The sequence below is a fragment of the Myroides odoratus genome (assembly GCF_965118575.1).
GTDB classification, from domain to species: Bacteria; Bacteroidota; Bacteroidia; order Flavobacteriales; family Flavobacteriaceae; genus Flavobacterium; species Flavobacterium odoratum_B.
On record NZ_CBCPHW010000019.1, the window covers coordinates 34,372 to 57,865 of the forward strand.

The following is a 23,494-nucleotide window of genomic DNA, read 5'->3' on the forward strand; positions in this document are numbered from 1 at the left end:
TAAATTACAATTTTAAAAAATAAGAAAAATGAAAAATTTTATCAAAAAAGCAGGTTTGCAAATCGGTGTATTTGCGCTTGCTATCAGTGGTGCATTTGCCTCTAATGCGTTGAATATGTCACAAGAAAATCAATTAGTAGAAGCCTTTTTACCTTCAGAAGTACTTGGAAGAGTTTGTAATGTAAAAGATGCTTGTTTAACTCAGGGAATTGTGTTGTGTACGTGGTATGATCCGTCAACTAGTATTACCCATCGCTTATATGGAATGGAAAAAGTGGGCAATCAAATTCTATGTACGAACACGTTGTACAGAAGATAGATTTTGACTCAACTGAAGTCAGTAATTTAAGCGGGTGCCTCAAAAGGACACCCGCTTCGTTTTTGAAAGCTTTTTAGACGCCCATTTTTTTAGTCAAAGGTAGTCCCTTCCTTAATCCATGCGGTAGTGGTTTTATCCTTTAAGAAATAATCAAACCATTGCAGGGTTCGGATGCTTAGATCTTTTTGGTTTTTAGGTGTAAAAAGAGCGTGGCCTTCTTCTTCATAAAACAAGGTGATATTCGGTATTTTATAGCGTTGTAGGCCAATAAAAAATTCTTTTGATTGTCCCCAAAAAATATTTTCATCGTGTTTGCCGGACCAAAGGAAGATTGGTGTTTTGATTTGATCCACATACATAATTGGACTATTGTTTAGGTAGAGCTTTTTGTCTTGTGCAAAGGGAGAGGCCATCTCATACTGTTCATTCTCAAATTGAAAGTAAAACGGGCTACCAAAATTTTTATTAAATGAAAAGTAAGAGCGAACAAGATCACAATTTCCCGCTCCTGAAACGGCGGTTGCAAACTGATCTGTTTGGGTAACAATAAAGTTCGTTTCATAGCCTCCATGGGAATGGCCAAATAAACCTATTTTTTTACTGTTGATGGACTTCTCCTGTTTTAAAACGGTTTTTAGGGCTTTTTGTACGCATTTTAAAGCAGATACACCAGGGCCTTTTTCGTTGTAAACAATATCGGGATAGAACACAAAGTAGCCATTTTCGGTATATAAGCTTCGATTAAACCCTATTTCTGTGGCATAGCTCGGTATATCAAACATATAGTGAACATGGTGTTGTACTTGATAAATTGAGGTAACCATGGGGTATTGTTTGCTTGGGTCAAAATCTTTCGGATAAAATAAAGCGCCTTTTAAGGTTTGACCATTGAATGTATATTCGACTATTTTTTGTTTTCTATCGGTATATAATGCTGCGGGGATGCTACTTTCGTGTATTGTCTCTACAGTATGGTCATGCCATAATTTCAAATGAGTTGCTTGGTTGTAGTTTTCAGAAGTGTAACTAAGGTGTGTGTACGTGTCATTCCATTGAAAATTTTGCAAGAGATTCGCTGTTGTTTCTATCGGAACGAGTTCCTCTTGCTTATTTAGTAAATAGAGCGTCGTTTGATTAGTGGTTTGATCGAGCGCTGTGAATAAGATATGATCTGTAGCTAGCAGTTCCTTGGGTAAAAGCATTTGGGGATATTGCATGTTAAAATAGCGCACATTGATTAATTCTAAGACTCGATTTTTATTGGTAAAGGAGGTTAGGTTTCGAAGGACGCCACGCGCTAAATCATACGTATATAAATTTGAATCATAAATAAAGGAAACTGATTGATTGGCTGAATCCCAATTCAGAATAGAAGAATCCTTTGGATTTTTTTTTGCGGTTCCTTTTATTTCGGTTCGCGTTGCAGTTGAAATTGCAAAGATGACCCAATTTTTTTTAGGTAGTTTATAGGCAATGTATTTTCCATCGGGAGAATAGGAGAATAGAGTGGTATAATTGGGTAAATTAGCGAAAATAGGAACTACTTTTTCGGTTTGAACGTCAAAAAAACGAGCAGTACTATGCCGATTACTAGTTGTGTAGTTATAGGTGCTTTGCGCATCAAATAAAAGAATAGATTCAGGGTCAGGGGTGTCTAAGATATCATAACTATCCAGTTGAGGTAAGAGCGTTGTTTGATGGGTTGTTAAATCGTATTTTAGACGGCGCATATTTGGATGGGGAACATTTGGATGGCTTTTATTCTCTAGTTTTTTGTCATTCGTTACCCATTGGTCAATGCGAACATCGGGTAAAACAACCTTCCAAGCTTCAAAAAAATACGAAACGACAAGCTCGTTTTGCTTGTAAAAAATACCGCCAATACTATTCATTTTCTTGTCTTCGACTGCTAGAGGAATCGTAGAACATGTATTGTGAGCAACATCATAATAGGTGAGTGCATTTTGATCAAATACTTGAGGTTCAAACGCTACATAATTGGAATTAGCAGTCCAATGAAAAAGGAGTATAGGAGATACATTCGCATGGAGTGGAATCGTTTGGTTCGTTTGTAAATCAAAGATATACAAGGCACTATCCGCAGTTTGATAGACTAGTTTTTTAGTATCGGGGCTTAGCGTGTATTTGGTAAAGGATATGCCTTCAGCATGGTGTACGGGTTTAAATCCCGTAGCTGTAAATTGCAGAAACGATAGTTCGTTTGTCGTTAAATCTTTGTAGAAAAGCAAACTATTTTTAATCAGTATTTTGGACAATAGGCTGTTTTCTAAGGTATACGATTGCAAACTTTGCAAATTAAAAAGTGTAATAGCGTTTGTAGTTGAGGTTTGATAAATAACCAGTTGATTGGATACAAAGTCAATCATTGCAATATCAGAGAATTCAAATTGCTGTTTTGTTGTAGAGTTAAGAATAATAGTCTTGCCGGGTGTATCTTCAAAAGATTCTTTAACGATATGCCAAGTTCCATCTGGAGAAATGGATATATTGGATAGTTTGTTCCATCCAGGATCGATAGGGGTTGGTAGTTCTGGCGTTTGGGCAAAACTAGCGAGGTACATACACAAAGTACTTAGTACAAGGTAACATTTTTTAATAGCCATGATTTTGGGGTTGTAAATTAGGGTTAAGTAATAATTCTTTTTGTGGGATAGGCCATACTTGATGAAAGTCTTGCCAACCGGGTTTGTAATTCTTTAATTGAGCCAATTGGTGGTTTCGCTTTAACGTAAAAAAGCGATGCCCGTGTTCCGTAAAAAATTCGCGTTGGTCCTCATCTAAATAGGCTTGCATAACTTGTTCAACGGATAAATCCAAAGCCAATGGGGAGAGATTGGCTCGTCGTCTCAAGCGATTTAATTGTCCGATAGCTTCAGCTGTTTGTCCAAGGTATAGGAAGGATTCTACTTCTAAAAGGAGCACTTCTTCCAATCGAAATACAAGGGAGTATTCGTCCGCATTGCTGTTGTTGTTTTTATACTTAAAAGCATGTGAAAAAGAGTGCTGACCCTCCGTGAGGGTTTTAATCCAATGGGTTCTTCTTAAATCAGTGGAAGCAAACTGAGTTAAGAGTTTCGGATTTAGCGCATAGCGAATCGGAGGTAAAGTCACGAAAATATAGTTTTTAGCTTCGGATGTAGGCGTTCCTTCAGCATTGGAATCCAATTGCCAAAGGGTGCTTTTTGCCTCTCTTTTGAATACTTTAGCGAGATCTTGTTCAAGGGCATAGTCAGGTACTTGTAGGATTGTATTTAGCGTTTGTGCAGCGAGGGTGTAGTTGTTTTGTAGTGCGTAATTTTTAGCAAGCAACAATTCAGCACAGGCTTTATTGGGATAAATCCGATAGGGGCTTCGATAGGAATAGGACAAATGCTCCAGGCTGTATTTTAAATCTTCTTCAATCGCTATTAGCACTGTTTCATGTGGTGTTTTCTGTAGCTTGGTGTTAATTTGATAATCGGTTGTGGTGGTATAGGGAATGTCGCCAAATAAACAAGTGAGGTATTGATAATACAAAGCCCGTAACAAAGAAGCTTCTGCGAGTAATCGCTCTTTTTCATTCGAACTTAGTTGAGAAGAATTTGTCACGCCTTCTATAAAGCGATTGAGGGTGTAAATTTGATTGTACGATTGATCCCAAATAGCCGTTAATACTAAAGAAGAAGAGCGAATAGCATTGGAATAGAAAGCGGAAAATTCATTGATAGAACCCGGTTCTTCATATGCGGTTAATTCATCCGTATACAGAGACAAAAGGGTGCCTAAGCCCGAACTCTCACCACTTAGGATTGATTTTTCTCTTAGGTTGGCATAGATGCCATTAAGTGCTTGTTCTGCTAGGGCTATATTTTGATATACTTGATCCGTATTGATTTGATCGGCGGGTAAATCAACTTCAAGGAGTGCTTCACAAGAAGGCGATAGGAAACTTAGTGGAATAAGTATACCTAATAGTCTTATCTTGGGGTTGAGGATAGGAATTTTTCTCATAATTTGTTTGTTTAAAGTGTGACTTGAATACCAAAAGCATAGGTTTTTAAAGGAGGAAGATAACCGAGAGACAGAAATTCGGGATCTAAGCCTAAATAGTTCGTTAAGGTCCATAAGTTCTGTCCTTGAAAGTAGAAGAGTACGGATTGGACATGTGCCTTTGGAAAGGAAATCGCATAGGATAGATTGATGTTTTTTAAGCGGAGATAAGAAGCATCAGATACGGCTTTCGTACTTTGAGAAAGCAAGCTTGTCAATTCATTTATCGTTTGATTCGCTCCTGTAGAGTAGAACGTATGGGAAGCGTTTGGATGCGCTTCGTTCCATCGGTCAACAAATTCAACGGGTTGATTGTTTATAGATCCGGGTATACTCAATGTGCTGTAATAGTTGAAGTTATATTGTTTGACATACTGAAAAGTAAGGTCGAGGTTTAAATTGCGATACCGCAGGGTACTGGTTAATCCGCCGTGATACTGAATACCGATATTTTTCATAATCGTCTTATCAGTAAGAGCAGATAGAGAGTTTTCACCCTGATAGCCTTCAAACTGATATAAGCCCGTTGCAGGGTCAATCCCTAAATAATTGTAAAATTTCTGTACACTTGTTGATTGGCCAACAACATAGGTATAAGCATAGGTAGAGCCTTCTAAGTTGGGAAAACTAACGAGTTTGTTTTGAGGAATTGAAAAATTTAAATTCAGGTTCCACTGCCAATTTTTTGATCGAATAAGCGCCGTATTTAAGGTAAATTCCCATCCTTTATTTTCAACGGTGGCATGGAGATTCGCTTGAATTGAACTAAAACCTGTTGTTCCTGGAAGCGGAATGCCAACTAACTGATTTGAAGATGTATTGCGATAAAAGGCAACCGAACCTTGTACCTGCTCATTAAGTAAGGAGAATTCTAAAGCCATTTCGAATTTTCTTGTTTCTTCCCAACTGAAATTGGGGTTGTATAAGCGGGAGGGAATGAGCCCTGGGGTTTGATTATAATAGTAATCCCCATTTTCATAGGTGTCTAAGTACTGATAATCCCCAATCGCATCACTACCTGTAATGCCATAGCTCGCGCGCAATTTGCCAAAGGATAACCAAGATTGATGGGATAAAAAAGCGTAATTGCTGAAAATCCAAGCAGCTCCAAAAGCTCCAAAATTGCCGAATTTTTTGTTTTTTCCAAATCGACTAGACCCATCTCTTCGCGCTGTAAGATTTAGAATATACGTATCGTTATAGGTGTAATTGAGCCGGGTAAATAAAGCGGCATAGTTGTAAACAGAAGCCCCCGAATTTCTAATCGCGATATTTTTAGCAGAACCTAAGTTGGCTAATAGCACATCCGATGAAAAATCACTACCCAATACTTCTAGGTTGTTTTTTTCATTGCTTTGAAAGGTGGCTCCCACTAAAAAATTGATCGAATGATCTGTGGCTAGAGTTGTTTGGTAATTGAATTGGGGTTCAATACTAAAATTTTTGGACGTATTAATTGCTTTTGCAGAAGAAGAATGCTCAGAGGTATAGCCGTAAGTAGGATCATACATCGTATGAGGTTTTAACTGTACTTCATCAAATTGATTAGAGGTGATTCCTGTATTTAGCTTGAATTGTAAATTGGGCAATAACGCATAGGTCATCCCTAGATTTAATACGAGATTCGTACTCTTGTATTGATAGGTAGCCAAAAGAGGAGCTAAAGGATTGCCCATTATACCAAAACTCCAATTTAAGCTTCCATCTGCTTGATAAAGGCTGGGAGCATTAGGGGCTAATTTAAGGGCTTGATCCGTCGGATCCATATTCACTTGGTCATTGGTAAGTTGAGCATAGAGTATCGATGAGTTTAATTCAAAGGCTTGATTGCTGCTTTTGTAATTGTAAGTGAAATTGAAGGTGTTTCTTTTAAATTTTTTATCTGTAGGAAAAACATTCCCTTGTTCTGCATGCGAAATAGAAGTTGAAAATTTAGTATTTAAACCTCCACCCAGGATAGTTAGTTTGGTATCTTGCGTGATTGCAGTTCCCCCGATGAGCTCTTTTTGCCAATCGGTATACCGATAGCGATCCCAAGTGCCATTGAGGTCATAGGCCTGTGGAGGATAATTCGTTATGCCGTCATTGGCAAAGGCTTCCTCCCGCATGGTATTAAACTGCGAGGTATTCATGAGTTTCATTTTACTGGCTACCCGATTATAAGCAAGTGAAGTGGAGAGCATAAAAGTGGTGTGGTTGCTATTGCCTTTCTTGGTGGTAATCAGGACAACCCCATTAGCTCCTTTTGAACCATAAATCGCTGTAGCATCTGCATCTTTTAGTACTTCAATGTTTTCAATATCATTGGGATTAATTAGGTTTAAAGGACTAATTGAACTACCCGATAGGATGCTTTCGGATAGGGTGGACTGGGTGAGGTTATCTGAAGCAAAGGGAATACCATCTACTAAATACAACGGGAAATTACCCAGGGGATTTAAACTGTTTTTTCCGCGTATTTGTACATCAAATCCACCACCTGCTATGCCAGAGTTTTGTGTAATACTAACCCCTGCCATGCGACCCTGCATCGCTTGTAAAGGATTGATGATAGGTTGAAATTCGAGGTCTTTGGCGGTTATTCGGGCAATACTTCCCGTACGCTCGCGTTCTTTGACCTTGTAATACCCTGCATTAACTACAATTTCATTTAGGGTGGTCGTATCTTCTAGGAGCATTACAAGTAACGAGGTTTCTCCTTGATAGACTCTGGTTTGCTCTAGATAACCCAGCATAGAAAAAAGTAGCGTATCTCCTCGGTTGAGATCTAGGTAAAATTGCCCTTGAGCATCTGTTTGAATGGTTTGATTGTTTCGTTTATTCACTAGGGTGACACCAGGGAGAACACCTTGACTGTCTTTGACTATCCCTTTAACAGGTGCTTGATATAGGGCAATACCAACGAGCATAGGTGAAGCTGAATACCCATAAACAGGACTAAGAACTAGAATAAAAAAGAGCATAGATGTCCTATAACACGTAAGTGGTTGTATTTTTACTCTCATGATAATTGTGAATTTAGATACGACTATTGTCTGATATACATGGGTATAGATTGCCAGAGGATCAACCCAAAGATGAATTAAAGTGAAATCCAAGCAACAGTGGTATCTGCGTTAATAATTAAAGTAGGGGTGTTTATTTCCTTAGATTGAAATAGAAATAAAATAGGAAAGAATAGCCTATTGCTCTGTTTCATAAAGACTTGTGTCTCCCAAAACAAGCTCTATTTAGGTAGAGCAATAGGCATAGAGGTTCTGTACGCTTGCTATATCTAATAGCAATGGCGTATAAAAGTTTTAGTCTGTTTCTACTGTCTCAAAATGAATCTAAAAGTTACCTTGGATGAGGTAAGTAATAAGATGCCCAAAATAAACTTTTGATAAAGAGTTAAGTTGTTGTATTCGAGATAGTTTAAGTTTTCTATTTTAAATTTAAAATAATAAGTATTAGGGTGAAAATTAAGCAGATGGATGGGTTTGTTATACCTGCTCCTAACTTTGGTTAGGAACAGGATGAAACAAACAAAAAACGAGTTTTGCAAATCCCTTAGCTACTTGCTACCCAAATGGGCTACTTTTATAAATCTTGCTATAAGTTTCTACAGGATGATCCCTAAAAACAAAGGCACTATTGATAAAATAGCAAGGAAAGACGCTGAAAACGTTGTACTTATTTTGATGATGTATGAGAGGAGCAAAGATTCAAGTGAGCTTATCAACTCGGTTTTTACTTTCTTATCCTCTATAGACCAAAAGGGAGACAGGTCTGTATATGAGAGCGCAATAGGATATATTGCGACTTTTGTGCGCTTGGATAGCCCAGTTTTTAACCTGAACTATCACAATACGTACCTCTAAGTAAAATATGCCGTTTATTGGTAGTTTTCTTTTGGATAAAAACAAGAAAGGTTTTATTTTTAGAGTGCAAAATCATGTAAAATAAAAACCAATTCAATACCACCAAGGCAGTTGTCATTTAGAGGGAGTGTAGGGATTTTTTATTCCCTTCACAAGAGGGCAATTGAAGTAGCATCAACTACTTTTTTTTGCCAGTAAAAACAGCCTGATGCTTTACAGTTGAACCATTATTTTTTTGATAAAGTAGAACTGAAAGGCATAAGCCATAAACTAATCAAAGCTCACGATACAAAGGACTATCTTAACTATGAATCATTGATAGAAGTGTTTCAGTGTTTTGTGCAACAGGAAAAACAACAGTTTGATATACTAAGATTTGACCTTGTAATAGGGGCAACTAAATTGTTTAGTCTTTATTGATTAGTGTTAGGCTAATATACGAAAAAAAATAAAAAAACGGATACTTATCCGAAATAATTTGTAAAAATTTAAAATGAGTAGTACAAATAGAAAAATAGTAGAGTTTATTCGAGATAAATGGATATCAGAATACTCTAACAATAGTTTGTTTGCCAGAAAACATAATATTGATGAAAAAACGGTTCGAATGATAAAAGAGGATGAAGCATATTCGATTAGTTTAAATACAGTAATAAAAATATGTGAGGCTAGAAATATATCTTTACAAGAGTTTTGTAGATTAGTTAACGTATAATTCGGTTTTGTCTATTTTGGTATTCTCTTTGCTTTCCTTGATTAAAATAAAGTAATGAATAGGAATAAGAGAATCATCTATTGGGAAACGACGCAATTTGATTTTGATTTCATCATGTATATCCAAACATTGAGAAAAGCAAAAAAAATAACGCAGCAAGTCCTGAGTACATCCATGGGATTAACTAAATCATTTGTTGGAAAAGTTGAATCATTGACACAAGGCTATAAATATTCCACAAGACATATACCACTTTTAGCTAAAGTCTTTGGAATGAAAAAACTTTCTGATCTAATGCAATTTCCAATGCCTGAATACGACAAAATAATTGTTACGATGGAACAAGATGTAGTGTTAAAGGAAGGTAAAGTCAGAATTTTAAAAACAACGATCCTCAAAATAGAAGAGAAAAAATAAAATAAATCTAAGTGATTTTGTTTTACTGAAATAATTGAGAGCAGATTTAGGGAGGAAAACTGAAAAAATAGTTGTATTAAGTATCTTATCGTCAATTGTTTATTTGTGGGTGGTTAATTATTGTCAACAAGCTAAAAATGGAAGATGGGAGTAATAAAAAGAGCAATAAAAAATGCCCCAAAAAAAGTTCTTTTTTGGGGCAGGTATAAATGAAGTTTTTATTTTTTTAAATATGTTACAGTAACAGGAAGGTTACTCCCTCTCATATTAATGTCGTATACAACAGTTAATTTGCGTTCAGTAGCCGCTTGTATTTTTCGTGGGGTGTGTCTAGGATCATCACTAATTAAAGTAATTACTTGATCTTTGATTACACCTTGAATTGTTGGATTAGTAGAACCACTTTTAGTGGTTTCAACTAAGGTAGCTTTGTCTTCGGTTAATGTCATAATATCTTGTACAACGGCAGTATCATCACCAGGCATATCCGAAAATTTATGTTTAAATGTTGGACCCTGAGGAATGGTATAAGATAAACTATCTGTTACCCAAGTTCCTTCGTAATCACTTTTTTTGCGGATTACTGAGTTGTCATCACTTGAACAACTAGCGATAGCGAATGGCAAAGCCAAAAAAGCACAAATAGCTACTATTTTTTTCATTTTGTCGAGTTATTAATTTATTATTTTTGTGAATTAAAAGCCTTTTACGCTCTTGTTGTAGGCGTTATCTTTTTCTTCGGTGGTCAAGTCGCGTTTATATTGGAGTAAAGCGGATTCCCAATCACCATAGCCTGTATTTGGTAAAACAATGAATTTTTTGCCAAATAAAGTCTGGTTGCTTTTGACATTTTGCAATCGTTCTTCTTGTGTTTTTTTGTCAAATGCCGTAGAAAAATCAGATAAATTGTCTCCTAAAAGCATGACAATCTCATGCGTCTCACTTAATTTTTGACGCCTAGCTTCTTTACTAGATTCTGTAGTGCGAACAATCACGTGTTGTTCATCTGCAAAAGGGTAGTTGTATTTTTTTAGGTTTTTTAAGGTACCTGCTTTGTCATTTTGAGAGCGATTAGTGATATAGTACACTTCAATTCCTTTAGAAGCCGCATAATTAAAAAATTCTAAACTACCTAGTAGAGGTAAAGCCTCTCCTTTTGAAGTCCACGCATTCCATGTTTCTTCGCTAAATATTTTTCCTTGACGTGCCATCTCAACCGCATAAGGCGAATTATCTAAAAAAGTTTCGTCTATATCGGTAACAATAGCTAAAGGTTTACTGAAATCTTGCGCTGTGATTTCATCTACTCTTAAAGTGGCAATATTAAATGCTTGTGCCGCTAAAGCTTGATATTCGGCTGCATTTTGTTGGAAAACGGCCGCATATAATTTACCATTTACTTCAATATTGTGTAAAGTGCTGGTTGTTGAAGTAACTTGACTTGAAGGGATTGTTTTACAAGCGGATAAAACAAGTAGTCCTGCAAGAAGAAAAGTTCTTTTTAACATATTTTGATTTTACTGTTTAGTATGCTACAAAAATACAACATAAAATTAGAATTGTCGATTTTATGTGAAAGAAGGTAACAAGCAAGAACGAAATAGGAAATAAGAAAGAAAGGATAGGGAAGGATAGAGAAGAAAAAAAACCTTTCAAAAGTGAACTCCTGAAAGGTTTTTATAAGGTTGTATTTTTTTATTCTTTGTATTCTGCTGCTTTTTCATCAAATAAATCATCCACAGACCAATAGCGCTCACCTGTATCGTAATTAAAGGTCAGAATGGTAGAACCAGCTTTTATTTCTGGCAATTTTTGCGCTATAGCCGCCAGAGAAGTTCCTGTTGAGATACCTGCTAAAATACCTTCTTCTTTGGCAATGCGATTGGTATAATGGAAAGCTTCCTCTTTGTCTATGGTAATTATACCATCAAAAATAGCCGTATTTACTACTTTGGGAATAAACCCTGCACCAATTCCTTGTAAAGGATGCGGCCCGGGTTGGCCACCGCTTAAAACGGGTGAGTTTTTAGGTTCAACCGCATATACCTTTAGGTTGGGGAACTTTTCTTTTAAAACTTCCGCAACGCCTGTGATATGTCCACCTGTTCCAACACCTGTAATCAAATAGTCAATACCCTCTGGGAAATCATTGATAATCTCTAAGGCTGTAGTTTTGCGGTGAATCTCAGGGTTTGAAAAATTATTAAACTGTTGAGGAACCCAAGCGTTTTCCATTTGTTCTGCTAATTCAGTTGCTTTAGCTACAGACCCAGCAGTTCCTAATTCTCTTGGAGTAAGTACAAACTTTGCTCCAAAAGCAGCCATCAACTTTCGTCTTTCGATACTCATTGATTCTGGCATAACTAAGATTAACTTATATCCTTTAACCGCACAAACCATTGCTAATCCAACACCCGTATTTCCTGAAGTAGGCTCAATAATGGTTGTCTCTTTATTAATAATTCCTTTGGCTTCAGCATCTTCGATCATCGCTAAAGCAATACGGTCTTTTAAACTTCCCCCAGGATTTTGTTTTTCTAATTTGATCCATACATTTAAGTCAGCAGGAAATAACTTATTAATTTTTACATGTGGAGTGCGTCCAATGGTTTCTAAAATGGTCGTTGCTTTCATAAAAAATAGGTTTTGTTATATAATAAAATTGATAGGTTCTGGATATTTGTCTGTGTATTTAGAATACACTTTACTTTTACTGTAAATAATAGAATTTGGATCTACACTCTTGGTCAGCCATACGTTTCCTCCAATGACAGAATCATGCCCAATAAGCGTGTCTCCACCTAAAATGGTAGCACCTGAATAAATGACGACATTGTCTTCAATATAAGGGTGTCTTCGGGTATTAGCTTTGTCTTTAGAAACCGAAATAGCTCCCAAGGTTACGCCTTGATAAATCTTGACATTGGTTCCTATTACACAGGTTTCTCCAATCACAATTCCCGTTCCGTGATCAATGCAAAAATGGGAACCAATTGAAGCGGCGGGATGAATATCAATCCCTGTTTTATTATGAGCGTATTCGGTCCAAATACGAGGTAATAATCGAACATCTTGCTTTTGCAATTGATGGGCAAAACGATAAATGGCAATCGCATAAAATCCTGGATAGGCAATATGTACTTCTTGTAAACAAGTAGCTGCAGGGTCATTTTCTAGAATGGCTGTAGCATCTGTATTGAGAAGCGCATAAATAGATGGAAGTGCTTCAAAAAAATCATTCGCTAGGTAATGTGATCGATCTTCGTTAGTATTAATACTAAATAAAATGGAAATCAATTCATTCTTTAATGTATTTAATCTAATATTAATCGCTTGTTCCGAATAGTATCTTTTGTCTTCTAACTGAAAGAGAAAATGAAAAAGGGTATCTGTAAACTTTTCCATTCTTTTTTTATCTAGAAAGGCATTTGTGCTTTCATTTTTATAGAGTAATTCCTGAATAAAATCCATTTGATATTAGATATTTATAGTTAAGAAATGATTGATTTTATGTTTGTTTTCAGCGGTTAATTGGGTTGCCTTTTGAGGTAATTCGCGTTCACCCCAAGATGAAAGCGCTTCCAAAACAATGAACAAAGATCGTCCTTTTGCACTTAATTGATACTCAATAGTTCTTGGGTTTTTTGTAAAAATGCGCTCCATTAAATTTAAATGCTCTAAGGCTTTTAGTTCGCTTGTGAGCATTTTACTGCCTATTTTAGGTAAACGCTGCTGTAGGGTGGAATAACGAGCTCTTTCTACCAGAAAAAGGGTGTTTAAAATTGGAATCCGCCATTTACCACTGATGTAATGAAGCGTATGTTGTATATAATCAATATCAATAGTAGGCATACCTTAGTTTCTTAGTGGAAAGCTACTTCCTTTATAGAAAGCTAATGTAATGAAAAGAAGACAATGTTTAAGTTGGTTAACTTTTTTTTAGTATATAAATCGACTAAATTCTACATAAAATAGATTTTTTAGTACTTTAAATATACTCATTGCGAATTTTGAGTATCTTTTTGAGATAATAATTGTTAAAAGTGGGGCAGGGGGCAAGCGCTTTCATTAAATTAATCAGTATCTTTGAAAGAAGAAAAATGTAGAGAGTTTTCTCTCTGTAAAGAATGAATAGTTCTTTGTATGTTGTTTTGAAATAGATTTATTTTTAAGATTTCTTTTGAGCGGCTACTTGTAAGGAATTTGGTTTTGTTGTTTTGTTGTTCTATTTCAAATGAGAAAATAACGTATACAAAGATCTATAGTACAAGGGAGTGTCTCAAAAGGACACTCTCTATTATTTAACAACGCATCTCTTTTTTGGAAAACTTATTTTTAGTAGGTAAGTACAACCGAAAAACACCATAAAACTTTGTACAATCGCGCAGAAGCACTTTTAGTCCCCAACTTTTGCGCTTGATTGGCCCTAGTAGAACTCCCTCCCTTTTTTAAGCGATTTTACTTCTTTTTTTAGGATTACACAGTAAAGTAATTAATTAATAGAAAGTGATTTTAAATTCGTTCGATAGGCTTCTAAGATATCAGCCTTTAGAATGTAACCAAAGTATTTATTGTCTTTTTCAACTAATAAGAAATCTGTTTTTTTCTGGTCAAAGGTATTAATAATACCCTTGGTACTATCTTGGTAAGAGACAGTGATCGGTTGTTCAATTAAATCGGTAATAGGCGTAAACTTTGTCTGAAAACTGCTAAAGACAATTGGACGAACATGGTTGAGGTTAATTACACCCAATAAATGGTGTTCTTCATCAATAATAGGGATAAACTCTTGTTGCGTTTGTGTAAATATAGTTACGGCATCTTGCGTGGTTTGCGTAGACTTCAATACATGTATATCATTGCGAATAAAGTCATGCACATTAATTGTCGATAGAATATTAGAATCCTTGTCTGAAGTAAATACCATGCCTGTTTCAGCAATGGATTTAATATCCATTGAATATTTTTCCATGTGTTTCGCAATGGCAAAACTAATCGATGAGACAATTAATAAAGGAACCATCAAACCATAGCCTCCCGTTATTTCTGCAATTAAGAAGATTCCCGTTAAAGGTGCATGAAACAGACCACTAATAACACCTGCCATACCCACAACCGTAAAATTGTGAATTGGAATTTCTTTAGCCCCTAAAAGAGAAAAGAATTTAGCTAAAGCGAAGCCTAAATAGGAGCCTACAAACAAAGAAGGAGCAAAGTTACCTCCATTTCCACCACTTCCCATGGTTAAACCAACAGCAAAAGTTTTTATTAATGCGGCACCTGCAACAAAAAGAAGCAAAACCCAATCATTGGTTGCAAAATTGCTCAATAGCGTATTATTTAAAATGCTTTCGGGATTATCTCCCGCAAGGGTTTTAATACTTTCATACCCCTCTCCAAAAAGCGTAGGGAAAAGAAAAATTAATACGGCCAACATCGTTGCACCAATAAGTGCTCTTTTATAGACGTGATTCGTAAATTTAGATATATAAGCTTCGGTTCTTCGGAACATTCGAGCATGATAGACACAGAAGAATCCTGCGAGTATCCCTAAAATGATATAATAACCGGTATTGAACGTATCAAAAACGAGTTGCTTTTTAAAGGAAAGTAAGATGTCTTCCTTAATCATTAAATTAGTTACAATAGTTCCAGTTGCTGAAGCAATCATAATGGGAATAAAGGCAGATACAGCAATATCGGCTAAGACAATCTCAATAGCAAAAAGTACACCTGCAATAGGAGCATTAAAGGCCGCAGAAATACCAGCCGCCACACCACAGCCTAACAGTAAAATGCGATCTTTATAGCTGAGTTTGTAATTTTGTGCGAAATTAGATCCAAAAGCCGCACCTGTAATAGCAATTGGCGATTCTAATCCTAACGATCCTCCCATACCTACCGTTAAAGAGCTAGTGATAATTTGAGAGTACATTTGTTTTTTAGGCATGATACCCGAGCGTTTGGCTACAGCAATCATAATGTGGTAGGTTCCTTTTTCGATACTGCCATTTAAAAATTTGCGCACAACAAAAACAGTTAGCAAAATACCAATAATAGGTAAAATACTATTTGTATAAGGCAAGTGCGAAATATTGTCAATGTAAGTAGCAAATTGGAAGACAGCATGCGCAAAAGATTTCAATACCGTTACGGCTATTGCACTTGATGCACCCACTAAAACACAGGATAAATATAAAAATTGACGATCAGAAAGAATCGATTTTAAAAAAAATAAAATACCCTCTGCATACCGAAAGGTCTGCTTAAAATAGTATGCAATACGTTTTTTATTCCAAATTTTCATGGTGCAAAAATAGCCTAAATAGTCAATAAAAGTAACCTAGTTTCAATATTTTTTCTATAGATAAAACGAGTTAAATCGTTAAGAAGCGCGGAGAATGCTGAATAAATTTAACATGATTTTCTAATTCTTTAAAAAAATGAGTAAAATCGCGTTCTAATACAGCATAGTATTGAATCAATTCTTCGGTAGATTTTGACATTTTAGAAATTCCCTTTGTTCTTCGGTCCATTTGGTGTAAGATATAACCCAAACCCTCGATAGTTTCATAACAAGTAAACCAATTTTCTTCTATCATACTAGGAAGGAAATTCTGAATCCTAGCAGGTAAAAGAGCAAAATTAAGCTGTAGGCGTTTATAAAAGTTGTCGGCAAAGGTTGCGAGAGGTAGTGGATGATACAAGGACCAGTTTTTTGCAAGAAAATGATCATAATACATATCAATAATAACCGCCGCATAATGATTGTAAGCGGGTACTATTAATTTTTTACTTCTCCGCCAAATCGGGTGATTATCGGTATAGGTATCTATTTCGCGATGTAATAGTATTCCATATTGTATCTCCTTAGGAAATTCAAGATATTGCTTTCCTCGAACGCTATCAGCGATGAAGTTTCCAATTTCTTTTTTTTCGTCATTCCCCGATAAATAAACATGTGCTAAAAAGTTCATGACTTTGGTTTAAAATCAAATTTACGTTTTTTAGTTTAGTATTTAAAGGTATTAGCCATTGAATTTTTTATATTTGTTGAACAAGAAAAAAATAGAACTATGACATTGATAAAATCAATTTCGGGAATACGAGGAACAATAGGTGGGAAGGTAGGTTATAATTTAACGCCTATTGATGCCGTAAAATTTGCTTCGGCTTATGGAACATTCTTGAAAAATAAGGTAGGCAAAGATCAATTAAAAGTAGTAATTGGACGTGATGCTCGTTTATCAGGACCTATGATTCACAATTTAGTAATGCATACACTAGTGGGCTTAGGTATTGATGTGATTGATTTAGGATTATCTACCACACCAACGGTTGAGGTAGCTGTTCCTATGGAAGAGGCTGATGGCGGAATTATCCTGACCGCTTCTCATAATCCAAAGCAGTGGAATGCACTAAAATTATTAAATAATAAAGGAGAATTTTTAAGTGGAGCAGAAGGAGAAGAAATCCTGGAAATAGCCGATAAAGAAGCGTTTGTTTTTGCTGAAGTAGATCGTTTGGGAACAATTGTTCAAAGAGACGATTATATGGATATACATATTGAAGAAGTTCTGAAATTGAAGTTAGTCGATGCAGAGGCTATTAAAAGACGCCAATTTAAAGTAGTTGTAGATGGGGTTAATTCTTCGGGAGGTATTATTATTCCCGCTTTATTGAGAAAACTTGGCGCTGAAGTTGTTGAATTGTATTGTGAGCCAACGGGTCATTTTCCACATAACCCAGAACCTTTAAAGGAGCATTTACAAGATATTTGTGACTTAGTGAAAGCGGAAAAAGCAGATTTTGGAATTGTTGTGGATCCAGATGTAGATCGTCTGGCTTTTATTTCAAATGATGGAGAAATGTTTGGAGAAGAATATACGTTAGTTGCTGTTGCAGATTACGTATTGAGCAAAACGCCTGGAAATACAGTTTCAAATCTATCTTCCTCTCGTGCTTTAAGAGATGTTACAGTAAATAGAGGTGGTAATTACCAAGCTGCTGCGGTTGGAGAAGTAAATGTGGTAGAATTGATGAAAACAACAAATGCAGTAATTGGCGGAGAAGGAAATGGTGGAATTATTTACCCTGAAATCCACTATGGTCGTGATTCTTTGGTTGGCGTAGCGCTATTTTTAACGCATCTAGCCAATCAAACGCTTACTGTTGCTGAATTGAGAGCTACGTATCCGCAGTATTTTATGAGTAAAAATAAAATCGAATTGACACCTAAATTAAATGTCGATATGATTTTAGAGTTAATTGCTGAAAATTATAAAAATCAAGAGGTTACAACCATTGATGGAGTTAAAATTGATTTTCCAACTAGTTGGGTGCACTTAAGAAAATCAAATACTGAACCTATTATTCGCATTTACACCGAAGCACCAACGCAAGATGAAGCCGATGGATTAGCTGCGCGTATGATTGAAGAATTAAAAGTGATTGCAGGGATTTAAATGGGAAATGGTTATGAGTGATGGGTTATGAGTGATGGGTTATGAGTGATGGGTTTATGAGTGAAGGGATGAATTTTCTGAATAGATAGTTAGTAGCTATAAAGAAAATTGAACCGATTACTATGAATTGAATGATACGCGTATGTCATTCCGACGAAGGAGGGATCACATCGCTGATTCACACTCGGATTATGAATTTTGTGAATCGCTAAAAGGTCTAACATATATTAATACAATAGAAAAAACGAGTAGATTCAACGTTGAATCTACTCGTTTTTTTATAGATAATATGAATAAATAAGAGTATCACTAAAATTCACCCATCACTCATAACCCATCACCTAATTAACCACAGCCGCTTGTATTGGCGTATTACTATGTACAACAATAAAAGTGGAAATAGCATAAAAAGCCTTATTTTCTGGGTTATTGGCAGTCCATGGCTCTAATTTATAATCAAAGTTTAAGGTTTTATTTTTTAATTCACCCGTTATTGCATTGATATAAGGAGGTACGACCATTCCTGGACACCAACCCGCACGATCAGGTTTCCAGTTCCCAGGTGCTTGATTGTCAATCGGATTAGCTGCACATCCAATAGGTCCCATATAATGTTCAAAAGCGTTTGATCCATCCAACTTAATAAGATGAGTTCTATAGCACCACTCTGCACAACCTCTCCCGCCTGTATCATTAGGAGTAGCATGTCCCCAACCTGAAATAGTGGTTCTGAAATACGCCATTTCTGCATTTCCAGGTAGTTTTATACTTCTTGCTAAATCCGTAGTTTCTGAGGTGCCATAAGGTACACCATCGATTGAGGATTTGTTATATTGAAAGAGTGGAGTTACTGCCGAGTACTTATAAGCCGTTTCTCCATATATAAAATCAAAATTAACACTGTAAACGCGACCTTTTGCTAACCACGTTTCGGTGTATATTTTTAATTCTATATCACCTGTTAGTAAAGATTTGAAATCAGTTACATCAAATTCCCATCCTCTTGGCAGTTTTTCTGAACCTACCCAGTATGGGGTAATGAAACGACCAATTTCATACCATTCATTTGTTTTTTTATTCTTTACATAGATATTGGCAAAGCGATCCCATTCGTCACAAGTTTTATCTGGACAAGGATTTTGAACATACATCTTAATGGTTTTTACTTTCTCAATATCGGTTGGAAAAGTAAAAGTACCCTCAGCACTTTGAGATAAACCATCGCCAAAGCCTACTTTAACATCTTTAAAGGTTGTATAGTTAAATGTTCCTGTTTTGATTGGCTCCTCGATGATTGGATTATCGTCATCATTCGGTCCTTGTTGCCCTTTTCCTGAAGATGAATCATCAGAGGAACAAGCCGTTCCAAGCAGCAGGTTAAAAATTAAAAAACTTAATACTAAAATTCTTTTGCTCATTGTTTTCTTTTAAGTGTTATAGAAATGTGAATATAGTTAAAAAAAACAAAAAACTAAAGAAAGACAGAAATTTAATTTAAAAGGTTTAGCGAATAAATAGTTGATGAGTTGTTATTTTTTATAACTTTAAACGGTAAGATTTAATGATTTATATATGGCATTTCATTCAAAACCGTTAATTCCCAATTCTATTCTTATACAACTGGGATTTTTAATTTTAATACTATTAGTTTTCTATTTATTGGCGAGTAATCTCGTTTTTTTTCTACCCGGTTTTCTAGGGGCCTTGTGTTTATTTGTCTTGCTCTTACCACCTTATCGTTGGATGACGCAAAAGAAGGGATGGAATAAAACCATTGCTATTATTTTATTAATGTTAGGCAGTAGTTTATTGATTTTAGTTCCTTTGTATTTATTGATTCAAACCTTAACTAAAAAGGTTCTGGTCGTCTTACAAGATAAAGATAAAATTCAAGAGGGAATAGAATCAACGGTACGCAGTCTGAGAGACAATTACAACATTGATATTTTTAATGAAAATACACTTAGTAAAGCCACAGAACTAGGTACACAAGCGTTTCAAGCTATTGTGAATACTTCTGTAAACAGTATTGTTGAAATAGGCGTTGCTTATTTGATGTTGTACTTCTTATTGAAGGAGTATAAATTGATTCAATCGTGGATTATGCGTTATTTACCGATGGAGGAAAGTAATATGGATGAAATGAAAGTAGATATGAAGCGTTTGGTTGTTTCCAATAGTATTGGCGTTCCTTTAACTGCTTTTATTCAAGGAATCGTTGCCTTTATTGGTTATTTAATCTTTGGCGTACAAGATGCTTTCGTCTTTTTTATCCTAACGGCTTTTGCTTCGTTATTACCTGTTGTGGGTGCAGCTATTATTTATATTCCATTGATAATTATGATGCTGGCCAATGGAGATCAAGGAAATGCAATTGGCCTAGGAATTTATTGTCTTGTAGTGGTTGGAACTTCAGATAATTTAATTCGCTTTTTATTGCAAAAGAAAATGGCAGACGTCCATCCTTTAATTACCATTTTTGGCGTTGTTGTGGGGGTTAATATTTTTGGGTTTATCGGTATTATATTCGGACCTATTTTATTTTCGCTATTTATGTGGTTAATAAAGATTTACTACCGAGAATTTGTAGCCATGAATAAGTCCAAAATTATCGAAAAGTAAAGCGTATTTGCTCTATCGCTCGAATTGCGGGTGTAAATTTAAAAATTCACAAAATAGGAGATATTGATAGTTTGATGCTACTTCAATGCTACTTAGCTAGGTCCTTGAATCACCTTTAAACTTGATTAAAGATTAGATTTCCCCCCCTAAGCGCTTGATTTCAATCAAATAAAAAGTAGAAACGATTTGTTTGAATTATCTTTGTTTTTCATCTCAAACGATACAATTGAATTATGAATGGAAATACCTTTGGTAAATACTTTAGTTTAACAACTTTTGGAGAATCTCATGGAGCAGCCCTTGGAGGTATTATCGATGGATGTCCACCTGGAGTAATGCTCGATATGTCGGCGATTCAAAAAGAAATGGATAGGCGAAAGCCAGGGCAATCTACTTTGGTAACTCAACGAAAAGAAGCGGATGAAGTAAGGTTTTTATCTGGTATTTTTGAAGGGGTTACAACAGGTACTCCTATTGGTTTTATCATTGAAAATAACAACCCCAAATCTCAAGATTACGAGCATATTAAACAAGCCTATAGGCCAAGCCATGCGGATTATGTCTATGACAAGAAGTACGGTTTAAGAGATTATAGAGGCGGAGGAAGAAGTTCTGCACGTGAAACAGCTTGTAGAGTAGTGGGAGGAGCCTTAGCAAAACAAATTTTAGCAGCTGTGAAAATTACGGCTTATGTTTCGGCGGTAGGAGAAATTCGCTTAGAGAAGCCTTATGTGTCACTTGATTTTAGTTTAATCGAATCCAATGCGGTTCGTTGTCCAGATCAAGAAGTAGCGCAAGCCATGGAAACTCTAATCCGCCAAGTCAAAAAGGAGGGAGATTCTGTGGGAGGAATTATTACCTGTGTAGTACAAAATGTTCCTGTAGGATTAGGGGCACCTGTATTTGATAAACTAGATGCTGAATTAGCCAAAGCTATGTTGAGTATTAATGCAGTAAAAGGCGTTGAATTTGGCAGCGGTTTTGTAGGAACCCAACTAAGAGGGAGTCAACATAATGATATTATTTTACCTGATGGCATTACCCAGACAAATAATGCAGGGGGGATTGTAGGTGGAATTAGCAATGGAATGGATATTTATTTCAATGTTGCTTTTAAACCAACAGCTACTATTATGAAAGATCAACCGTCCATTAATGCCGATAATGAATTGGTTACTGTGCAAGGCAAAGGACGTCATGATGCCTGTGTCTTACCTAGAGCAGTTCCTATTGTAGAAGCGATGACTGCTTTGGTTTTATTGGATATGTATATAGAACAATATGGCAAAGATGGGATAAAAAAACTTCAAGAATAAACCTTATTCTTGAAGCATATATCCAGTTCCTTTTATCGTGTGAATTAATTTTCCCTTATTTTCATCAATTTTATTTCGGATGTAAGAAATATATACATCTACTACATTGGTATTCGTATCATATTGAATACCCCAAACTTGTTCTAAAATTTGTGTCCTCGAAATTACACGACCTTTGTTTTCTAATAAATACAATAAGAGTTTATATTCTTTCGGGGATAAATCAATACCCTTTCCCGCTTGTGTAACTATATGTTTCTCTGGATCAAGTTGTAAATCACCACAATTGTAATAATTGGTTTTATTCTCGTAATTAAATTTAGTTCTTCGAGTTAAAGCATTGATACGCGATAACAATTCACTAAAGTGAAAAGGTTTGGTTAAATAATCGTCTGCACCACCATCTAAAGCATCAATCTTATCGGTTGTGTCACTCAGTGCACTTAGCATTAAAATGGGTGTATAATCCTTCTTAAAACGAATCATTTTCGTTAGTTGTATGCCATCAATATCAGGTAGCATAATATCCATAAGAATTAAATCCCACGTTCCATTAAGGATAAGTTTTCGGGCTTCCTCACCCGAAGAAGCCAATTGAACATGCATTCCTTTTTCTTCTAATCCTTTGACGATGAATTCGCTAATTCTTTTGTCATCTTCAACTAATAATACATTCACTATTTACTTCTATTTGAATTGGATTTCATAAAATCAGAGACAAGATACGCTATTAATTTGCCAACGACATGATTATTGGTTGGATAATCCAAATCGGGAGCTCCTTCGCAAATATGCAAATAGGCAACATGAGGTGATTCTGCAAAACAATGTAGAAATTGACGTGTTTTTTCGGCAGAAAATCCAGTCGGTGTAAGGGCACTACTTGCAACTTGCGGAATAGCATCTAAATCAATTTCTATTCCATAGAAGGTACCATCTACGTGTTTTCTAGCATTTAATAGTTCATTCGTGAATGATTTCTCTTTTCTAATATTAATTTGTTCGTAGGTATTGTATTTAACGCGATCGGAATGAAGTTTAATAGCACTAAAAATCCCTTTGGACGTATAGTTTTCATGAAGGCCGAAAATAAAGTAATTTTTTAAAAACCCCTCTTCGAAAGCATAGGAAAAACCATTGCCACTGTGTCTGCCTTCTAAAGGTCTAAAATCAGTATGCGCATCAAAATTAATAGCATTAATTGCTTTGCCTTTGGCTAAAGCTGTTCCTTTTATATTCCCATACGCATTATTATGTCCGCCGCCAATTACAATGGGAATTTTATTTGCTTTTACGATTTTTGCAATGAGATGAGAAACCTCTTTATCAATAAGTTGAACTAATTCAAAAAGGCGTTTTCGATCCGATTTAACGGAAGGATTTAGGTGTTTGGCTTCTTCGATTTCAGCAGTGAAATTCAGATGTCCTAAAACCGTAACCCAATAGCCTTTGTTGAATCGATTGTGTTGAATATTAAGAAAGGTACCAATAAATTTTTCCCAAGCTGCCGCTGCACCTGTACGACCAAAATTAGCTTTAACACCAATATCTTCAGGAATTCCTACTAGTACATATCTACTATCATTTTGGGTAAGTTCTTTCTCCCAATCTAAAGGGTTTTGAATGAGGTGTACGCGCTCCCCTAATTTAATTTCACCATTCCTTAGACTGGTTAATTCAAGTAGGTTTTCTCTTGTGAAAAGGGTTAGTTTAGTTTGTGTCATAGTGTG

Annotated in this window: 19 protein-coding genes; 6 read left to right on the forward strand and 13 right to left on the reverse strand. The window is 35.8% G+C overall.

From position 1 onward, the window contains the following. The first annotated feature begins 28 nt into the window (after positions 1 to 28). Positions 29 to 319: a hypothetical protein gene (locus ACMHJ2_RS14645; RefSeq protein ID WP_413513613.1), complete on the forward strand. Its 291-nt coding sequence runs from the start codon at positions 29 to 31 to the stop codon at positions 317 to 319. Between the two features lie 89 nt (positions 320 to 408). Here ACMHJ2_RS14645 and ACMHJ2_RS14650 read toward each other — a convergent pair whose 3' ends face one another. Genes ACMHJ2_RS14650 through ACMHJ2_RS14660 form a run of 3 tightly spaced genes read right to left on the reverse strand, consistent with a single transcriptional unit; the run spans position 409 to position 7,374 of the window. Then, positions 409 to 2,943, reverse strand: coding sequence for a prolyl oligopeptidase family serine peptidase (locus ACMHJ2_RS14650; protein WP_413513614.1), 2,535 nt, complete (start codon positions 2,941 to 2,943; stop codon positions 409 to 411). Then, the gene (locus ACMHJ2_RS14655; RefSeq protein WP_413513615.1) at positions 2,933 to 4,330 is read right to left on the reverse strand and encodes a RagB/SusD family nutrient uptake outer membrane protein; all 1,398 of its coding nucleotides are present in this window, start codon (positions 4,328 to 4,330) and stop codon (positions 2,933 to 2,935) included. Before ACMHJ2_RS14655 ends, ACMHJ2_RS14650 begins: the two co-directional genes overlap by 11 nt. 11 nt (positions 4,331 to 4,341) lie before the next feature. Then, positions 4,342 to 7,374 carry a SusC/RagA family TonB-linked outer membrane protein gene (locus ACMHJ2_RS14660; protein WP_413513616.1) on the reverse strand — a complete coding sequence of 1,011 codons (3,033 nt, stop codon included), beginning with the start codon at positions 7,372 to 7,374 and terminating at the stop codon, positions 4,342 to 4,344. 1,348 nt (positions 7,375 to 8,722) lie between these two features. On the opposite strand from ACMHJ2_RS14660, the gene ACMHJ2_RS14665 reads away from it, so the two are divergent. Both ACMHJ2_RS14665 and ACMHJ2_RS14670 read left to right on the forward strand, forming a co-directional pair. Then, complete coding sequence (locus ACMHJ2_RS14665) at positions 8,723 to 8,944, forward strand: helix-turn-helix domain-containing protein (protein ID WP_413513617.1); 222 nt, start codon at positions 8,723 to 8,725, stop codon at positions 8,942 to 8,944. Positions 8,945 to 8,998: 54 nt separating this feature from the next. After that, on the forward strand, positions 8,999 to 9,361 hold the full coding sequence (locus ACMHJ2_RS14670; protein ID WP_413513618.1) for a helix-turn-helix domain-containing protein: 363 nt from the start codon (positions 8,999 to 9,001) through the stop codon (positions 9,359 to 9,361). A gap of 218 nt (positions 9,362 to 9,579) precedes the next feature. Here ACMHJ2_RS14670 and ACMHJ2_RS14675 read toward each other — a convergent pair whose 3' ends face one another. The 7 genes from ACMHJ2_RS14675 to ACMHJ2_RS14705 form a co-directional block, all read right to left on the reverse strand. Then, positions 9,580 to 10,023 (reverse strand): hypothetical protein, encoded by a 444-nt coding sequence (locus ACMHJ2_RS14675; protein WP_413513619.1) that lies wholly within the window; start codon positions 10,021 to 10,023, stop codon positions 9,580 to 9,582. A 33-nt stretch (positions 10,024 to 10,056) separates the two neighbouring features. Beyond that, entirely contained in the window at positions 10,057 to 10,869 is an 813-nt protein-coding gene (locus tag ACMHJ2_RS14680) for a 5'-nucleotidase, lipoprotein e(P4) family (protein WP_413513620.1), read from the reverse strand. 187 nt (positions 10,870 to 11,056) lie between these two features. Continuing rightward, positions 11,057 to 11,995, reverse strand: coding sequence for a cysteine synthase A (cysK, locus tag ACMHJ2_RS14685; protein ID WP_413513621.1), 939 nt, complete (start codon positions 11,993 to 11,995; stop codon positions 11,057 to 11,059). Positions 11,996 to 12,010: 15 nt separating this feature from the next. After that, a complete protein-coding gene (locus ACMHJ2_RS14690) occupies positions 12,011 to 12,832 on the reverse strand; it encodes a serine O-acetyltransferase (protein WP_413513622.1) in 822 nt (273 codons plus the stop codon). 6 nt (positions 12,833 to 12,838) lie between these two features. Then, complete coding sequence (locus tag ACMHJ2_RS14695) at positions 12,839 to 13,213, reverse strand: winged helix-turn-helix transcriptional regulator (RefSeq protein WP_413513623.1); 375 nt, start codon at positions 13,211 to 13,213, stop codon at positions 12,839 to 12,841. A gap of 640 nt (positions 13,214 to 13,853) precedes the next feature. Continuing rightward, on the reverse strand, positions 13,854 to 15,668 hold the full coding sequence (locus ACMHJ2_RS14700) for a chloride channel protein (protein ID WP_413513624.1): 1,815 nt from the start codon (positions 15,666 to 15,668) through the stop codon (positions 13,854 to 13,856). 70 nt (positions 15,669 to 15,738) lie between these two features. Then, complete coding sequence (locus ACMHJ2_RS14705) at positions 15,739 to 16,338, reverse strand: ACP phosphodiesterase (RefSeq protein ID WP_413513625.1); 600 nt, start codon at positions 16,336 to 16,338, stop codon at positions 15,739 to 15,741. A gap of 99 nt (positions 16,339 to 16,437) precedes the next feature. Here ACMHJ2_RS14705 and glmM point away from each other — a divergent pair, with 99 nt between their 5' ends. After that, positions 16,438 to 17,826, forward strand: a complete 1,389-nt coding sequence (glmM, locus tag ACMHJ2_RS14710) for a phosphoglucosamine mutase (RefSeq protein WP_413513626.1) — start codon at positions 16,438 to 16,440, stop codon at positions 17,824 to 17,826. Between the two features lie 341 nt (positions 17,827 to 18,167). On the opposite strand, the gene ACMHJ2_RS14715 is transcribed toward glmM, so the two are convergent. Then, positions 18,168 to 19,244: a peptide-N-glycosidase F-related protein gene (locus tag ACMHJ2_RS14715; protein ID WP_413513627.1), complete on the reverse strand. Its 1,077-nt coding sequence runs from the start codon at positions 19,242 to 19,244 to the stop codon at positions 18,168 to 18,170. 154 nt (positions 19,245 to 19,398) lie between these two features. Here ACMHJ2_RS14715 and ACMHJ2_RS14720 point away from each other — a divergent pair, with 154 nt between their 5' ends. Together ACMHJ2_RS14720 and aroC are read left to right on the forward strand one after the other, a co-directional pair. After that, positions 19,399 to 20,448: an AI-2E family transporter gene (locus tag ACMHJ2_RS14720; RefSeq protein WP_413513628.1), complete on the forward strand. Its 1,050-nt coding sequence runs from the start codon at positions 19,399 to 19,401 to the stop codon at positions 20,446 to 20,448. A gap of 233 nt (positions 20,449 to 20,681) precedes the next feature. Next, positions 20,682 to 21,764: a chorismate synthase gene (aroC, locus tag ACMHJ2_RS14725; protein ID WP_413513629.1), complete on the forward strand. Its 1,083-nt coding sequence runs from the start codon at positions 20,682 to 20,684 to the stop codon at positions 21,762 to 21,764. A gap of 3 nt (positions 21,765 to 21,767) precedes the next feature. Here the strand turns inward: aroC and ACMHJ2_RS14730 are convergent, their stop codons facing one another. Beyond that, positions 21,768 to 22,442, reverse strand: coding sequence for a response regulator transcription factor (locus ACMHJ2_RS14730; RefSeq protein WP_413513630.1), 675 nt, complete (start codon positions 22,440 to 22,442; stop codon positions 21,768 to 21,770). Then, positions 22,442 to 23,488, reverse strand: coding sequence for a formimidoylglutamase (locus ACMHJ2_RS14735; protein WP_413513631.1), 1,047 nt, complete (start codon positions 23,486 to 23,488; stop codon positions 22,442 to 22,444). Before ACMHJ2_RS14735 ends, ACMHJ2_RS14730 begins: the two co-directional genes overlap by 1 nt. Between the last annotated feature and the right edge of the window lie 6 nt (positions 23,489 to 23,494).

What these genes read in the sequence shown, in the direction of transcription:
- ACMHJ2_RS14645 (WP_413513613.1), top strand. Translation starts at nt 29, where the DNA reads ATGAAAAATTTTATCAAAAAAGCAGGTTTGCAAATCGGTGTATTTGCG.
- ACMHJ2_RS14650 (WP_413513614.1), bottom strand. Translation starts at nt 2,943, where the DNA reads ATGGCTATTAAAAAATGTTACCTTGTACTAAGTACTTTGTGTATGTAC.
- ACMHJ2_RS14655 (WP_413513615.1), bottom strand. Translation starts at nt 4,330, where the DNA reads ATGAGAAAAATTCCTATCCTCAACCCCAAGATAAGACTATTAGGTATA.
- ACMHJ2_RS14660 (WP_413513616.1), bottom strand. Translation starts at nt 7,374, where the DNA reads ATGAGAGTAAAAATACAACCACTTACGTGTTATAGGACATCTATGCTC.
- ACMHJ2_RS14665 (WP_413513617.1), top strand. Translation starts at nt 8,723, where the DNA reads ATGAGTAGTACAAATAGAAAAATAGTAGAGTTTATTCGAGATAAATGG.
- ACMHJ2_RS14670 (WP_413513618.1), top strand. Translation starts at nt 8,999, where the DNA reads ATGAATAGGAATAAGAGAATCATCTATTGGGAAACGACGCAATTTGAT.
- ACMHJ2_RS14675 (WP_413513619.1), bottom strand. Translation starts at nt 10,023, where the DNA reads ATGAAAAAAATAGTAGCTATTTGTGCTTTTTTGGCTTTGCCATTCGCT.
- ACMHJ2_RS14680 (WP_413513620.1), bottom strand. Translation starts at nt 10,869, where the DNA reads ATGTTAAAAAGAACTTTTCTTCTTGCAGGACTACTTGTTTTATCCGCT.
- cysK (WP_413513621.1), bottom strand. Translation starts at nt 11,995, where the DNA reads ATGAAAGCAACGACCATTTTAGAAACCATTGGACGCACTCCACATGTA.
- ACMHJ2_RS14690 (WP_413513622.1), bottom strand. Translation starts at nt 12,832, where the DNA reads ATGGATTTTATTCAGGAATTACTCTATAAAAATGAAAGCACAAATGCC.
- ACMHJ2_RS14695 (WP_413513623.1), bottom strand. Translation starts at nt 13,213, where the DNA reads ATGCCTACTATTGATATTGATTATATACAACATACGCTTCATTACATC.
- ACMHJ2_RS14700 (WP_413513624.1), bottom strand. Translation starts at nt 15,668, where the DNA reads ATGAAAATTTGGAATAAAAAACGTATTGCATACTATTTTAAGCAGACC.
- ACMHJ2_RS14705 (WP_413513625.1), bottom strand. Translation starts at nt 16,338, where the DNA reads ATGAACTTTTTAGCACATGTTTATTTATCGGGGAATGACGAAAAAAAA.
- glmM (WP_413513626.1), top strand. Translation starts at nt 16,438, where the DNA reads ATGACATTGATAAAATCAATTTCGGGAATACGAGGAACAATAGGTGGG.
- ACMHJ2_RS14715 (WP_413513627.1), bottom strand. Translation starts at nt 19,244, where the DNA reads ATGAGCAAAAGAATTTTAGTATTAAGTTTTTTAATTTTTAACCTGCTG.
- ACMHJ2_RS14720 (WP_413513628.1), top strand. Translation starts at nt 19,399, where the DNA reads ATGGCATTTCATTCAAAACCGTTAATTCCCAATTCTATTCTTATACAA.
- aroC (WP_413513629.1), top strand. Translation starts at nt 20,682, where the DNA reads ATGAATGGAAATACCTTTGGTAAATACTTTAGTTTAACAACTTTTGGA.
- ACMHJ2_RS14735 (WP_413513631.1), bottom strand. Translation starts at nt 23,488, where the DNA reads ATGACACAAACTAAACTAACCCTTTTCACAAGAGAAAACCTACTTGAA.